The sequence below is a fragment of the Thioclava sp. F36-7 genome (assembly GCF_002020075.1).
Taxonomy (GTDB): domain Bacteria; phylum Pseudomonadota; class Alphaproteobacteria; order Rhodobacterales; family Rhodobacteraceae; genus Thioclava; species Thioclava sediminum.
This window is the reverse complement of the sequence record NZ_MPZR01000013.1, coordinates 1-14,034: the sequence shown is the minus strand read 5'-3', so window position 1 is coordinate 14,034 and position 14,034 is coordinate 1. Positions and strand designations below refer to the sequence as shown.

The 14,034-nt window shown below is 61.8% G+C and carries 12 protein-coding genes and 1 pseudogene; 8 read left to right on the top strand and 5 right to left on the bottom strand.

Annotated elements, in window-relative coordinates; genetic code table 11:
• Window positions 1-75: 75 nt before the first annotated feature.
• Window positions 76-981: a LysR family transcriptional regulator gene (locus BMI89_RS18915; RefSeq protein ID WP_078572375.1), complete on the bottom strand. Its 906-nt coding sequence runs from the start codon at window positions 979-981 to the stop codon at window positions 76-78.
• 94 nt (window positions 982-1,075) lie between these two features.
• Between BMI89_RS18915 and BMI89_RS18910 the strand changes: the two genes are divergently transcribed.
• Both BMI89_RS18910 and BMI89_RS18905 read left to right on the top strand, forming a co-directional pair.
• A complete protein-coding gene (locus BMI89_RS18910; protein ID WP_078572374.1) occupies window positions 1,076-1,957 on the top strand; it encodes an aldo/keto reductase family oxidoreductase in 882 nt (293 codons plus the stop codon).
• Window positions 1,958-2,053: 96 nt separating this feature from the next.
• A complete protein-coding gene (locus BMI89_RS18905; RefSeq protein WP_078572373.1) occupies window positions 2,054-3,073 on the top strand; it encodes a GSU2403 family nucleotidyltransferase fold protein in 1,020 nt (339 codons plus the stop codon).
• A 163-nt stretch (window positions 3,074-3,236) separates the two neighbouring features.
• Here BMI89_RS18905 and BMI89_RS18900 read toward each other — a convergent pair.
• The 3 genes from BMI89_RS18900 to BMI89_RS18890 form a co-directional block, all read right to left on the bottom strand.
• Window positions 3,237-4,426 (bottom strand): IS3 family transposase gene (locus tag BMI89_RS18900; RefSeq protein ID WP_143593954.1). Its coding sequence is split into 2 segments (ribosomal slippage): window positions 3,237-4,174 and window positions 4,174-4,426, totalling 1,191 coding nucleotides; the frame shifts between segments, so codons are not numbered across the junction.
• A 415-nt stretch (window positions 4,427-4,841) separates the two neighbouring features.
• Entirely contained in the window at window positions 4,842-5,321 is a 480-nt protein-coding gene (locus tag BMI89_RS18895; RefSeq protein WP_078572372.1) for a type II toxin-antitoxin system YhaV family toxin, read from the bottom strand.
• Complete coding sequence (locus BMI89_RS18890; protein WP_078572371.1) at window positions 5,318-5,647, bottom strand: type II toxin-antitoxin system PrlF family antitoxin; 330 nt, start codon at window positions 5,645-5,647, stop codon at window positions 5,318-5,320. The genes BMI89_RS18895 and BMI89_RS18890 overlap by 4 nt, the downstream gene beginning before the upstream one ends.
• 371 nt (window positions 5,648-6,018) lie before the next feature.
• On the opposite strand from BMI89_RS18890, the gene BMI89_RS20685 reads away from it, so the two are divergent.
• The 5 genes from BMI89_RS20685 (at window position 6,019) to BMI89_RS18865 (ending at window position 12,211) form a co-directional block, all read left to right on the top strand.
• Window positions 6,019-7,539, top strand: coding sequence for a hypothetical protein (locus BMI89_RS20685; RefSeq protein ID WP_143593953.1), 1,521 nt, complete (start codon window positions 6,019-6,021; stop codon window positions 7,537-7,539).
• A complete protein-coding gene (locus BMI89_RS18880; RefSeq protein WP_078572369.1) occupies window positions 7,514-7,903 on the top strand; it encodes a helix-turn-helix domain-containing protein in 390 nt (129 codons plus the stop codon). Before BMI89_RS20685 ends, BMI89_RS18880 begins: the two co-directional genes overlap by 26 nt.
• 171 nt (window positions 7,904-8,074) lie before the next feature.
• Window positions 8,075-9,910, top strand: coding sequence for a site-specific integrase (locus tag BMI89_RS18875; RefSeq protein WP_078572368.1), 1,836 nt, complete (start codon window positions 8,075-8,077; stop codon window positions 9,908-9,910).
• Window positions 9,911-9,919: 9 nt separating this feature from the next.
• Window positions 9,920-11,368 carry a hypothetical protein gene (locus BMI89_RS18870; RefSeq protein ID WP_078572367.1) on the top strand — a complete coding sequence of 483 codons (1,449 nt, stop codon included), beginning with the start codon at window positions 9,920-9,922 and terminating at the stop codon, window positions 11,366-11,368.
• 264 nt (window positions 11,369-11,632) lie between these two features.
• A complete protein-coding gene (locus BMI89_RS18865) occupies window positions 11,633-12,211 on the top strand; it encodes a hypothetical protein (RefSeq protein ID WP_078572366.1) in 579 nt (192 codons plus the stop codon).
• A 71-nt stretch (window positions 12,212-12,282) separates the two neighbouring features.
• Here BMI89_RS18865 and BMI89_RS20680 read toward each other — a convergent pair.
• Window positions 12,283-12,399 (bottom strand): annotated as a pseudogene (locus tag BMI89_RS20680) (IS3 family transposase); the annotation flags it as partial.
• A 236-nt stretch (window positions 12,400-12,635) separates the two neighbouring features.
• Between BMI89_RS20680 and BMI89_RS18860 the strand changes: the two are divergent.
• A complete protein-coding gene (locus BMI89_RS18860; protein WP_078572365.1) occupies window positions 12,636-13,664 on the top strand; it encodes an IS110 family transposase in 1,029 nt (342 codons plus the stop codon).
• Window positions 13,665-14,034 lie beyond the last annotated feature (370 nt).

Sequence of the window (14,034 nt, the reverse complement as noted above, 5' to 3'; positions counted from 1 at the left end):
CCAGACCGATCCCACATATTTCGACGCAGTGCAGCAGCCACCCACTGCGCCACTCATGCGCACCACCCGATCAACTTACCCCGTCAAACGCGGCCGCGCCTTGATGAAATCCACGAAGGCGCGGAGCGAGGGCGGCATATGTCGACGGCTTGAATAGTAAAGAAACGGCCCCTCGAAGTCAGGCCACCAGTCTTCCAGCACCGGCGCGAGATGTCCCGCCTCCATCGCGGGACGCACCCAGTCTTCGAATGTCGTAACCACGCCCAGCCCGTCGATTGCCGTCTTGATGGCGAATTCGGCGGCCTGCGTGCTGATTGTCAGGGGACCGCTGGGGTCGATGGTGAGGCTTTCCGTCTCGGTCTCGAAGGTCCACTCCGTCAGCGCACCGCCCGGAAACCGGGTGCGGATGCAGGCGTGTTCGAGCAGGTCGCGCGGATGAGACGGGCGTCCCCGCCGCGCCAGATATTCGGGCGAGGCGGCGGTGGCGATGCGCTGGCGGCGCGGCCCGATCGGCACAGCGATCGCATCCTGCGCCAGCGTCTCGCCATAGCGGATCCCCGCATCCGCGCCCTGCGACAGAATATCGACGAGCCCGTCATCAACCGTGATGTCGACACTGACTGTGGGATGCGCGGCAAGAAACTCCGAGATGATCGGCGGCAGGATCGTCCGGGTGACTGCACCCGGGACATTCAGTCGCAATATGCCGCTCGGGCCGCGACCGTAGCCCGCGACGGAGTCGAGCGCGGTCTCGAGCTCGTCGAGCACGGGGACGACCCGGTTCATCAGTTCAGTCCCCGCCACTGTAAGCGCAACGCTGCGGGTCGTCCGATTGAGCAATCGCGTTCCAAGCTTGTCTTCCAGTCGGCGGACCGCCTCGCTCACGGTGGACGCCGGAACCGAAGTCGCCCGCGCCGCGCCCCGAAATCCGCCATGCCGCGCGGCGGCGATGAAAAGCCGGAGATCCCGCATCTCGTCCATTGTTCGCCTTTCCCGCGCAAGCCGTGCAGATATCACTGCCTTATCGAACAATACACGGAAGTCTACCTTCGCCTTAGGAAAAAGGAGACAGCGCATGACAGCCCAACCCCATCTTGGCGGCACATTTACCTTTCCCGGCACGGACATCTCCGTGAACCGAATGGGATACGGTGCGATGCAGCTCGCCGGTCCGCATGTTTTCGGCCCGCCGAAAGACCACGAGGCCGCGCTCGCAGTGCTGCGCAAGGCCATCGAGAGCGGCGTCGACCATATCGACACCAGCGACTTCTACGGCCCCCATGTAACCAACCGGATCATCCGCGAGGCCCTCGCGCCTTACCCCGACGATTTGACGATCGTGACCAAGATCGGCGCGCGGCGCGGCGCGGATGCCTCGTGGAACCCGGCGATGTCCGCCGACGATCTCGAGAGGGCGATCCACGACAATCTTCGCAACCTCGGCCGCGAGAAGATCGACGTGGTCAACCTGCGGGCCATGTTCGGGGAGGGACCGACCGAAGGCTCGATCGCGGAGCCTCTGACAGCGCTCACGCGGCTGCAGCAGCAGGGGCTGGTCGGGCATATCGGCCTGAGCAACGTCACTGCGAAGCAGGTGGAAGAAGGTCGCAGCCTCGCCGAAATCGTCTGTGTGCAGAACCTCTACAACCTCGCGCATCGCGACGACGACGCGTTGATCGATGCGCTCGCGGCGGACGGGATCGCCTATGTCCCGTTTTTCCCGCTTGGCGGGTTCTCTCCGTTGCAATCGCAGGCACTGTCCGATGTGGCGCGCGACCTTGGCGCGACGCCGATGCAGGTGGCGCTGGCGTGGCTTCTGCAGCGGTCGCCCAACATCCTGTTGATCCCAGGCACCTCCTCGGTCGCCCATCTGGAGGAAAACCTCGCCGCCGCGAGTTTGGATTTGCCCGATGAGGCCTGCGCGGTATTGGACACGATCGGGACCGCGGATCACTGACGCGCCGCTCCTGCGAGAAACGTGTGCGACAAATTATAACTTGTCGCACACGTCCCAATGTGCGACAAACTTAAACTTGTCGCACATGAGGCCGCAATGGACATCATCTCGCATAGCCAGACCGCGCAGACGGCTTATCAGGACCTGCTGCGCCTGCATCTCGACGAGCGCGCTGCCGAAGTGACCGGCGCGATCGAGGAGCGGCGGCGCGGCGACCGGACCTATCTTTACGAGCGGCTGCGGATCGGAACCGAGACGCGCAGCCGTTATCTTGGCGAGGACAGTCCGGAGCTGCGTGATCGGTTGGCGCGGACGACGGCGCTGAAAGCCGATGCGCAGGCGCGCCGACAGCGCATGACGCGGCTGACCCGGATCCTGCGCGCCGAGGGCTATATCGCCACCGACCGCGAAACAGGCTCGCTGTTTCTCGCCTTCGCGCGGGCAGGGATGTTCCGGCTTGGCGGCACGCTGATCGGCACCGCGGCTTTCGCGCTCTATCAGGGCGAGCTGGGGGTGCGGATGGATACCGAGACGCTGGCCCAGACCGGCGATATCGACCTCGCGAGCTTCCAACGCCTTTCGGTCGCGCTGCAGGACAAGGTCGAAGAAGACCCGGGCGAGATACTATCAGCGCTAAAATTCGACCCTGTTCCGGGGCTTCAGGACCGGCAGGTCTGGAAATGGCGGCAAAGCCGGTCGGAGGTGATGGTGGAGTTTCTGACGCCCGCCTTCGGCGACGAGACGGTGAAGCCGCTTCCCGCGCTCGGCGTCTCCGCGCAGGCGCTGAACTATCTAAACTACCTGATCGCGGAGCCGATCCCGGCGGTGGCGCTCTACCGCTCGGGCGTCTTGGTGCAGATCCCGCGCCCCGAGCGCTTCGCGATCCACAAACTCATCGTGGCCGACCGCCGCCGCGAGGGACCCGATCGAGGCAAATCCGCGAAGGACCGCGCACAGGCCGCCTTCCTGATCGAGGTGCTGGCGCAAGACCGCCCCGACGAGCTGGCAGATGCCTGGGATGAGGCCCAGTCCCGCGGCCCACGCTGGCGCACCCGGCTGGAGGCGACGCTTGCCCGGATGCCGGACACGGCCAAGCGGCTGGCGGATCTCGGGTAGGGCAGGGGGCCGCCAGCCGCACAAGAATCAACGCATGTGAATGACGGTTCCCAAACGCTCGCGGGCTAGGGAAGGTCGACCGCACACTCAGCGCTGCGCGTCGTTCATCTCGTCGAGCAGGGGCTCTGGAGCACTTCGTCCGACATGATCTGCCACTGAACTTTCATCCAGCCGCGACCGGAGCCCGGTTGGTGTTTACGCCGATCGGCGCAGGTTGAGCAATCGCCCGACGCGCGGAGCTATCATCTCGCGCAGCGGGGCGGGCGATTGCGGTGGTCAGGGCCCGCGCGTAGTCAGCCGGTGTCTGGTAGTCCAAGGCCGAGTGCGGGCGTTCGGTATTGTAGTCGGCAGCCCAGGCGGCGATCACGATCCGCGCGTGGGCCAGGTTTCGGAACATGGTCTCGTTGAGCAGCTCGTCCCGCATCCGCCCGTTGAAGCTCTCCACGAAGCCGTTCTGCATCGGCTTGCCCGGGGCGATGTAGTGCCACTCGATCCGGTGCGCGGTAGCGAAGGTTAAGATTGCGTTACTGGTCAGTTCGGTGCCGTTGTCAGAGACGATCATCCCCGGCTTTCCGCGGCGCTCGATCAGGGCAGTCAGTTCACGAGCCACACGGCGCCCCGAGATCGAGGTGTCCGGGATCGCCGCGAGGCACTCCCGGGTGACATCGTCGACCACGTTGAGCACCCGGAAACGCTGACCGTTGGCGAACTGGTCGTGAACGAAATCCAACGACCATCGCGCATTGGGCCGCGCCTCGACCAGGATCGGGGCTCGCGTCCCGACAGCCTTGCGCCGTGCCTTTCGTTTGCGCACCGTCAGGCCTTCTTCGCGGTAGAGCCGGTAGATCCGGTTGATCCCCGAGGCTTCTCCCTCGCGCCGCAGCAGCACGAAGAGCCGCCGATAGCCGAACCGCCGACGCTCGTTGGCCAGCTCCCGCAACCGCCCGCGCAGCACCGTGTCCGGCGCACGCTGCGTCTGGTAGCGGACCATCTTGCGATCCGCCCCGGCAATCCGGCACGCCCGCCGTTCCGAGAGCCCGAACTGGGCCTTCAGATGCGCGACCGCCTCGCGCTTCAAGGCAGGCGTTACCACTTTTTTGAAACCAGTTCCTTCATCGCCGCCAGGTCCAGCATCTGCTCGGCCAGCAGCTTCTTCAGCTTGGCGTTCTCGTCTTCGAGCGTCTTCAGCCGCTTTGCCTCCGGCACCGTCATGCCGCCGAACTTCGCCTTCCAGTTATAGAAGGTCCCTTCCGACATGCCGTGCTTGCGGCACAAGTCCGCGCACTTCGCGCCTGCCTCGTGTTCGGCCAGGATGCCGATGATCTGCTCGTCCGTGAATCTCGTTCGCTTCATTGTCCGTCCTCAAGTTGGGTCGGACTCTAATCGATGGTGGAGGAAAAATCCCGTGGTAGGTCAGTCAGGTGTGCCATGGGTGTAAAGCTGCGCACCTCAAAAATCGATGGGTCACGAAGTGAGCGTTCTACAATACCCATCTAAAAGCGCCAACGCTTTCGAGACCTTCGCGGCACTGGCAGCATAAGTGTGCTCGCCGGTCAGCCTGACTCTGCTAAATGCAAGTTTGCGACACAACTCAGCGTCCCATAGAGATCGAACTCGCTTGCTTACGAGTGGCATTTGCGGTCTCCCAAGGCGAAATTAGATCGGCAACGTGCTTCAGCAATCGCATCCATAATTTACATAATATATATTACCGGCGTTTTTGCTGTACTCAGGGCACATTCCGCCCTCGAGCAGTTGGTCCTCGGCGTCATTGCTCATCGCCCGGCGCGGCGCGCTTGATCAAATCACTACAGGCGGTCGGAGGATCTCCCGCCGCAAGGCGCTTCTGGAAGCCCCTGTAGGCGTCGGTCTTGCTGCCGTAGGCTCTCTTGGTGTTTTCGTCGTTCACCCAGCCATAGATGATGATCTTGGACTTCGTGTCATAGCGGAAGAAGAGGCGGAACTGCTGCAGGAACTTCGCTCGCTTCCAGGCGCGGTGTTCCGACCCGATGGTGTTCCCCAAGTCAAAGGCAGAAGAGGTAGGGTCCGCGGGAATGACCTCCTTGGTCAGCTTCTCGATGGCCGCCAGGATCTTTGTCGGGGCCTTTTTCTGGTAGGTCTCAGGATGTTTCTCCCGGAGTCCCTCGACCGTCGCGACGAGATTCTCGTACCCCTCTGCGAAGGCTGGATCCTGCAGAAGGGTCCAGCCGTTGACGACCAGCGCACCGGGAATCTGGCCTTCGGTCATTCGTCGTCGAGCGGCGCGTCTAGGTCGACGTCCATGCCTTCGACCAGTTCGGCGGCGCGGCGGCTGGTTGCACCGCCGAAAGGCTTCAGGCGCTGTGGGTTGTTGACCATCTCGCGCTCGAGGAAGCCAAGGAAGGCCTGAACTGCCGGATCGACCTGGTCGTCCTGAGGCTCGGCCTTTTCCAGTGTAACCCGGCCACCCCGAATGACATAGGCAATCTTGTCGCGTTTGCTGAGATGCAGCGCCTTTCGCACCGCGGCCGGGACGGTGTTCTGATACTTGTCTGTCAGGGTCGCTTCGAAGCGGGGGGCTTGCACGTCGCTCATGTCAGTGCTCCTAAAGAAGGGTTACACGGAAAGGTAATGCCAATCCATTACCTTTTCAAGGCTCGCTAAGAAAACGCAGCCGTTGGAAACTGCGCGATCGGCTTGGATGCATGAGTTTCTCGGCGTCGGCACCCAGGCACTGGCTGCGCACACCGACGCATCCAGTCGCGGCCTTCCGACACCATCCGCTGTTCGGGATATCCGGTCACCGCGAGACGTCGCCATCGAGCGTCATTTTTGAAGCCTCTGTTTGATGCGGGCAAGCTTTTTTGAGGCTCGCGAAAGGGGAGTCGCGCGCGGCGCCATCCGCGTCTTCCCGAGGTTTCAAACCGATCGCTTCCGCGCCGCATCGACCGATCCATGTCCCGTCGATGCAAAGTCTCGACACACGCCCCGCCCCGTCCTCGATCGAAAATCTCTCTGCAGAAGCATATGTTGATCTCCTCCACCCGCGTCACTGCCACGGCCGACCTTCGATCCTCTGGTTCGAAGGCGAAGAATCGCAGTCCCTATGCCTCACTGCCAGCGACTTAAAGCTCGGCGTGTCCGGCTTACTCGACGATCGGGCATATCTCTCGATGAACCGATTCTGGAAACGGGGGAACACCGAACAGCTCAAGTCTCTGAACGCGCTCTACGTAGATCTAGACTGGCACAAGACGGATGAATGGCGCGGGCAGAGCCCGGACGGGGTCGAAGCAGCAATCCTGCGTCACGTCTGCGCCTCCAACCTTCCCGCGCCCTCCGTGGTGCTGCGGAGCGGACGCGGCTCTGCCCTGATCTGGCTCATCGATGAAATGCCGCCCCAAGCTTTGCCTCGCTGGCAATCGACGACGCGCGCACTCGGGGACATGTTCGCAAGGTTTGGAGTTGATCGCGCAAGCCAGGAAGCAGCGCGCGTGTTTCGGCTTCCTGGCAGTATCAACGAAAAGTCCGGGCGGCGGGTGCGCGTCTCCGGCGGAAGCGCCGCACGGCATGACTTCGATGCGCTCTCCGACGAGATCTTCCAAGCTGCGGGCCTGCCCACCCGCACTGAATTTCAATTGCTTCGCGCAGAAAAACGCGCGAAGCGACGCCCGAACATAAATCCACGCGAGATGCCTTTCGGCCTCCCCCCGGCGGCACGTTTTCGTCAGATCCGCGATGACCTCGAAGCTATCCGCGTTGCGCACGGCGGGCAGCTTCCGGAGGGCATGCGGAACGCCTGGGTGCATCTCTACGCGACTTCGCTGACGCATGATCCCCGAGAGACTGAACTCGCGCAGAAAATCGAAGCGATGGCTCAGCTCGCGACACCTGATCTGCCAGCGCAAGAAGTCGCGGCGATAATTCGCAGCGCGGAAAAGCAGGCCGCACGAGAGCGTGGAGCGACCCCACTCAAAGATGGCCGCTATCACTATTCTGGAGGGACAATCGCAGAACGTCTCGGAATTTCAGGAGAGGACGCACGCGCCCTCGGCCTGCGCCAGATCATAACTGCGCAAGAGCGTCGACGCCGGAAGGCTGCGGCTGAACGGACACGGCGGGCGCAGAATGGGGCACAAACGCGAGCGGAATATCTCGCACAGAACAGCGCCTCACGCCGCGAGATCTGGAAAGAATACGGCCTAAGTCGAACCACTTACTACAAGCGCAAGAAGGACGGGACGCTTCCACCTCTTCTCGATTCACAAGGTCCGGACAGGTCCGTGCCCGCGACAGGGGGAACCATAGGGCAGGGCCGCGACTGGAATTCCGCAGCAGCCCGAAAAGTCCCGAGCACCGCACCCGCACCCCCTACCCGGCCACTCCACGAAAATTCTGAACGCGAAAATTTGGATTTGAACGGCGATTTCCCTCTCTCCCTTCCAACGAAAGGAAATGCCGATGCCGAAACGCTCCAAAACCTCTGACGTCGATCACGCCTCAACCCTCCTGAGTGCCGCCGACCTGCTTCGCCGCTGGCAGGCAGGGAGCGATGCGACGCTCTGGCGCGCCGAAAAAGACGGGCTCCTGATCCCGGTCCGCGAGGGCCGGCGCAGGGGCTATTCGTGGGAGACGATCTGGGCGTTCGAGGGCGGGCAGCCGCCAGCGGGACTGGAAGCCGCCTATCGAAAGCGATTGCTGACCCCCGAGCAGGCGGCGATGCGCGGGCCCTACCGACCATCGACGCTCATCGCCAAGGCGCGGGAAGGCACCCTGCCCTGCCGCAGGATTGGCACACGCATCCGTTTCGTCGCCGCTGAGATCGATCGCTGGCTGTGCTCATGGCTGTGATCGCCGCCACCGCTCCTGAACGGGAAAACCGCCATTTGAACGGGTTTTCGACCCCTTTGAACCAAACACCCCGTGAACTTCATGGGCCAAATCTGCGTGAGGGTCTCATTCATCTTGGTCCGAATGAACGCGCCACTCAGCAGATGAAATCTTACCAGCACGGATGAAATAATGACTCTCAATGATATCTACCTCGCCCTACCCAATCTCTACTCCGCGTCCTCGGCACAGGCTTACGGCGCAGCGTTTCGCCGCGTCGAAAAGCTGACCGGCCGGACCCTCAAACAGATCCCCGCGGATGACGTCGCCTGGACCGAGATCGCCCGACATATCGTCTGGGCCGGGGAGGTTCGGGCCGGGACGCCGGAGGCGGCAGAGCGCGCTTTCCATACATGGGTGGGAAAAATCAGCGCCGCGATCCGGAAAGCGCAGGAGGCGACCGCTGAGGCGCCTGTCGCTCCCGATGCGCGCCTCGCATGGGACCAGTTAATCAATTACGCGAAGCGCGTGCAGAACCGTCCGGGGCCCGATGGGAAAAAACTGCTGCCCGGAATGGCAGATGTATCGCTCGCAAATCTGCGGGCGCGCGTCGGGCATGTTTTTCCCGCAGAACTCGATACCGGTGCGGCCACCGAAGCACTCTCGTGCATTCCTTCTGACAAAACTGCGTCCTTCCGACGTTCGATCAAGCTCCTCGACAAGATGATCACCCAAAAGGACCGGCATGAAGAGATCGCCGCCCTGCTCCCGGCATCGCCCGTGGGGCCCCTTCCGGGACTGCGGGACGCACCGTTCGACTGGACGGCGCTCCCCGCATCCCTGGTCGCATCCTGCGACGCGGCGATCGACCGGGCTGTGAATGGAGAGCGGCCGCAGCGCGATCGTTTCGGGGGCAAACTCGGCGCAGACCCGCTGCCGCGGCGGAGCAAAAACAAGCGTAAGATCCGCAACCCTGAAAACCGCCGCAAGAACCATCGTCAGGCTCTGTCCTGGCTGATCCGGCACACATGGGAGGACCGCACACTGCCCCCTGACGTCACTCGGCTCGAAGACCTTCTGACCTCCAAGAATGTCAAAATGGCGACCGCAAAATACGCGGAGAGAACGAAACAAAGCAAAACTCTCAAGGGCGCCAACGAAACCTCATCGACGCATTCATGGCTTGCAACCCTCGATACGCTCTCGAAGCGCAATGGCCTCGGTGACGGCGTGCTCGATGCGATCGCGGATTTGCGGTTCTCCGACACCGTCCACAGTGATTATGCGAACGAGATGGCGGCAGAACGCGCGGCGTTCCTAAAGATCCTGGATCACAACCCCGCAGTGGTTCAAACCATCCTAACAGGTCCGCGCGTTCTGGCACGCGAAGCGCGACGCGGACTTGATGGGTGGGACAAATTGGGGGCGCACGCCCAGACCGAGGCGCTGCATTTGGCGATGGCCTCGGCAGCGATGGCGCTCCAGCTTTCGCGACCTCTGCGGACGCGCAATATCCACGAGCTGACAATAAGCGGGCAAGGCGCCGAGCTCTGTCTCCCGCGTCGCAAGGGATCTTTGGCGATGATCGACATTGCCCGGACGCGTGTGAAAAACAATCGCGACATTTTCCACGAGGTGCCGGCAGTTCAGTGGAAGACGCTCGCGCTCTGGATCGAGGAAGGGCGCGACAAGTGGTGTGCGAGCCATGACATCGATCCCGATCTCAATCCTTACCTCTTCCCGGGTATCAATAGCGACGCGCCGATCTCGCGAGGCACATTCAACAAGTTTTGGAATCGGGGGATGTCGCGCATTGGCGTGATCGGCCTCAATCCGCACCTGATGCGGCATGTCGGCGCGACGCTCTATATTGCGCAGAACCCCGGCGCCTACGGCGTCGTTGCAGACCTGCTGGGCGACAAAAACGACACGGTGCAGGCATTTTACGCGCGTGGAGCCGGACGCGAAGCGTCGCGTCTCTTTGCCGAAGTGATCCAGCGCCTCGACCCGACACTCCAACTTTCCTGAGGAGGCCTCATGGCTCATCAACCTTTCTCGCGCGCCGAGCGCGTCGCACGATTGCTTGCGCGAATGAAGACCGTGCCCCGCCCTGTCGCCCACGCGGTTGCGGAGGCAGTCGTTGAGGGCACGCTCAAGGGGCGCGGCGCACCCGCCGCACTCGAGCGCTTCTACGGCGCCCTCGCCGCGGGGGGCCGAACGCCCGAAACTGCAAACCGCGAAGACTTCGAGGCGGCAGCGAGCAGCCGGACGAGCTACCGGACCTTGATGTCGGCCCTTGCGCGGTTTGATCCCACCGTGCCGCTTGCCCCGGCCCGAGACGTGACGAAAAGCTGGGATCGCTGGTTGAACTCGACCTACGGCAGCAAACCGAAGAAACCTCGGCGATCCACCCGGATCGCCGCATTGCCCGAGCAATGGCCAGCGCCTTGGCGCGAGGCCCTCCCTCTTCTCGACCGGGTCGTTCGCCGCGGTGAGACGGTCTACAAGCCGCTTCGGGAAAAGTCGCGCGCGTCCGTCGTCGTCGCCATCGGAACCTGCGAAACCGCCCGGGCCTGGGCTGCCGCGCACGGCATCGCGCTCGGTGACGCCTTCTGCCCCGATCTCGCCGAAGTATTCCTGCGCTATCTGCTCGTCGAAAGAGGTATCAGCCCTCGTTCGGCCACGGATTATTTTGAGCGCGTGGAAGGCTTCGCCTATCGCGGCCGGCTCTTCGACCGGGCCGCCGCAGAAGCGTTCGCGGATATCCGCGGGCAGTTGCGAGCTGAAACGGAAGATCAGCCGGAAGGCAAACGCGCGAAGGTTCAGGGCTTTCTGAAGGCGTTCGACCTCGCTGACATTCTGCATGCCGCCGCGCGACTTTCCGAGGCCGCGACGTCTTGTCGAGGAGACAGTGCCCAAGCCGAACGGCTCAGGCGCAAGTCCGTCATCTTCGCGCTTCTCGTGAACGGATCCGATCGGCAGGGAGACTTGTCGCGGTTTCGGATTGGCCGCGAAATCTCGCGATTGCCTGACGGCACTTGGGAAGTGGATTTCCGGCAGGCGAAGACACGACGCAAAAAGGAATTGGGTGCACTCTGGCCCTTCACGGCCCGCCTTCTCGACGCCCATGTTCTGGCTGATCGTCCTTCGTGGCAGATCCAGGCCCGCATGGCCGAATTGGATGGCATGAACCTGCTCAGTCTGGCGGAGGACGGTTTTAACACGTATCACCCGAGCGCCCTTCTGCAGGAGGAGTTCGGGATTTCCGGGCACTTGATCCGAACGCTGGTCACAAACCTGATCCGCACGGAAGAGCCCGACGCGGCTTGGGCTGCCCAGGCGCTCCTCGGTCACTCGAACCGCTACTCGCAAAGCGCGTACCTGACCGATTTCCGCGTCACGGCGTCCGTGCGCGAATGGCAGTCCACGATGGCGGACCTTGAGAAGAAAGTCGCGCGAGCAACGGTATACGACGAAGCGTCATAAGACGCGCTTCGTCCGGAATTTCGGAAAAGTGAGCCGCCCCTCTCTGCAATTCGACAGCTGCGTGAAGGAAGCGTCTTGGCGCGTGACAGCGCGAAACGTCGGGCCGAAGCCCCTCCAACTTTTTAAGAAAATTCGGTTTTGGAATTTCCAGACCGAAACGATGTCCCTGTCAGGTCGGGCAATGAGGCCCGCCGCACGCAGCTATTCGTTGAATGCCATTCATCAAATCAATCAACGAATGATTACATAAAGACCGAGGTTCACATGACTGATAAAAGCACCGCAGGCCGCAAGCCCAACTACACCGATGACGACATCGCCGATGCGATCGCTGATCTGCGTTTCAATGGTCAGGACTTGAACGGGAAAAACGTTTCTGACTGGCTCAAGGCGGCGGGCATCGCCAAAGCCCCGAGCGCGGAAGCCGTCAAAAAGGTTCTTCAGCGGCTGCTTGAGCGGGAAAAGAAAGAAGAGAAAAGGCGGCTGCTCGCCATGTTGCCTACTGGGATGATCAAGGAACTTCAGCCCTGTTTGGAGGAGTTGACTTCACAGGTTCATCTGCTGCTCGCCCGGGCACATCGGGACATGCAAAAGACCACCGAAAGCTCACTCAATGCCGCGAACGCCTCTATGGAATATCGCGACAAGCGCATCGCCTCATTGGAGGATGACCTCGAGGGATCGATCGAGCAGGCGGAGCAGCTGACCGAGCAGCTCGCGAAAGCGCAGAAACGCATCGATAGCCTGCTCACGGAGCGCCAGAAGCTCCAACACAAGGTTACGAAGCTCGCAACCGCGAAGGCAACTCTCGAAGGGGTCGTGAAGACGTTCAAAGACCCCTAAAGTAGGCAAGGGGTGTCTGCTGTCCGGCGGTCCGGCGGTCTCCCATGCGCAAGTGAATAGCCCCGCGTTTCTTAGACGCCTTCGTGTCTCAGTTTCTGCTGTTGCTCGAAGTCGACGGGCGACAGCATTCCGTTCCGGGCGTGCTTGCGCTTTGGATTGTAGAACATCTCGATGTAGTCGAACATGTCAATCGGCACGCAATCTTGACCCCCAATCGGCGCCCAAAATTGACCCCCTTTGGCACGACGAGAGCTGGCCCGATGCGGTGTAGCTATCACACCGCGCAGCCGTATCGGGCCAGCGGGTCTTCGGTCATTCGCGGGTCTTGTAGCGCCAGCTCTCATTGCCGTGACCTAATGGGATGAACTGCCTTCCCACCAAACGTTGCTACCATGGCGGGCATAGGTGGAGAGAGGAGCATCTGATGGACATCAAGGTTCTGGGCATTGATCTGGGCAAGACCGTTTGCAGTCTTGCCGGGCTGGATGAAGCGGGAGCGGTTGTGTTTCGCAAACGGCTCCAGCGGCATCGGCTGTTGGACTTTCTTACTACGCTCCCGCCTTGCGTGGTTGCGATGGAAGCCTGCGGCGGGGCGCATCACATCGGGCGCTTTTGTCTTGAGAAGGGACATGAGCCTCGGTTGATGTCGCCGCTCTATGTCCGGCCCTATGTGAAGGTTCACAAGAATGACGACCGTGATGCGGAGGCGATTGCCGAAGCCGCGACGCGCCCCACGATGTCATTCGTTGCGATCAAATCGGAAGAACAGCTCGACCTTCAGGCTTTGCACCGTGCGCGGGAGCGCCTCGTGTCGGACAGGACGCGCTTGATCAACCAGGGTCGAGGATTCTTGATGGAACGCGGCATTCGGGTTGGCACTGGGCGCCACGTTTTCCAAAAGGAACTTGCCAGATTGGCTGCAGAGGGCGCTTCCGATCTTTCCCCGCGAATGCGCCTGCTGGTGACTGACATGGCGTCAGAACTGGGCGTGATCAATGAGCGGGTCGCGGCGATCGATACCGAAATCAAGGCGCTGGCCAGGACAGATGCCGATATGCAGCGCTTGATGGAGATCCCCGGCATCGGTCCGACGATTGCGACAGCGCTCGTAGCAGCTGTCGGCACCGGCAGCTCTTTTGGCAAAGGTCGTGATCTTGCCGCATGGCTTGGTCTGGTGCCGCGGCAGGTCACGACAGGTGGCAAGGCCAAGCTGATCGGCATCTCGAAACACGGTAACCGATATTTGCGTAAGCTCTTCATCCACGGAGCTCGAACGGTGCTGCATCTCGTGCGTGACAGGACGTCGCCAATAACGGCTTGGGCAGACGCTTTGAAGGGGCGAGCGCATGTGAACGTCGCGGCGGTCGCCATGGCCAACAAGATGGCACGTATTGCCTGGGCCGTTCTGACGAAGGGTGAGAGATATCGGCCGAATGCCATGAGCGGCCTGTAGTCGGGCAAACGCGCAACCGGACAAAGGAATCTGCGAGCGAGGAGGAGATGGACCAACGACCGATCGGCGTCCTGCAAGTCTGACGGGGGGCATGGCCCTTGAGTGCCGATGAGCTAACGAGACACAGGACGCGCGACTTCCCATCTTGGTCAGGGGCAACTCGAACGGCCCCTAAGAAAGACCGAATACATAGAAGCAGGGTCAGCGGCGCATCGACAAATCACTTGCAGGGGAAGGCAGTTCATACATGCCCCCCTTGGATCCCTCGTTCATAACGAGAGTCTGCAGGTTTGTGAGCTACTCCCCGACTCTTGGACAGGATCTGGCGTAAATTAAGCTACTCGTTGCACCTGCTGACCGGATTGGTTGA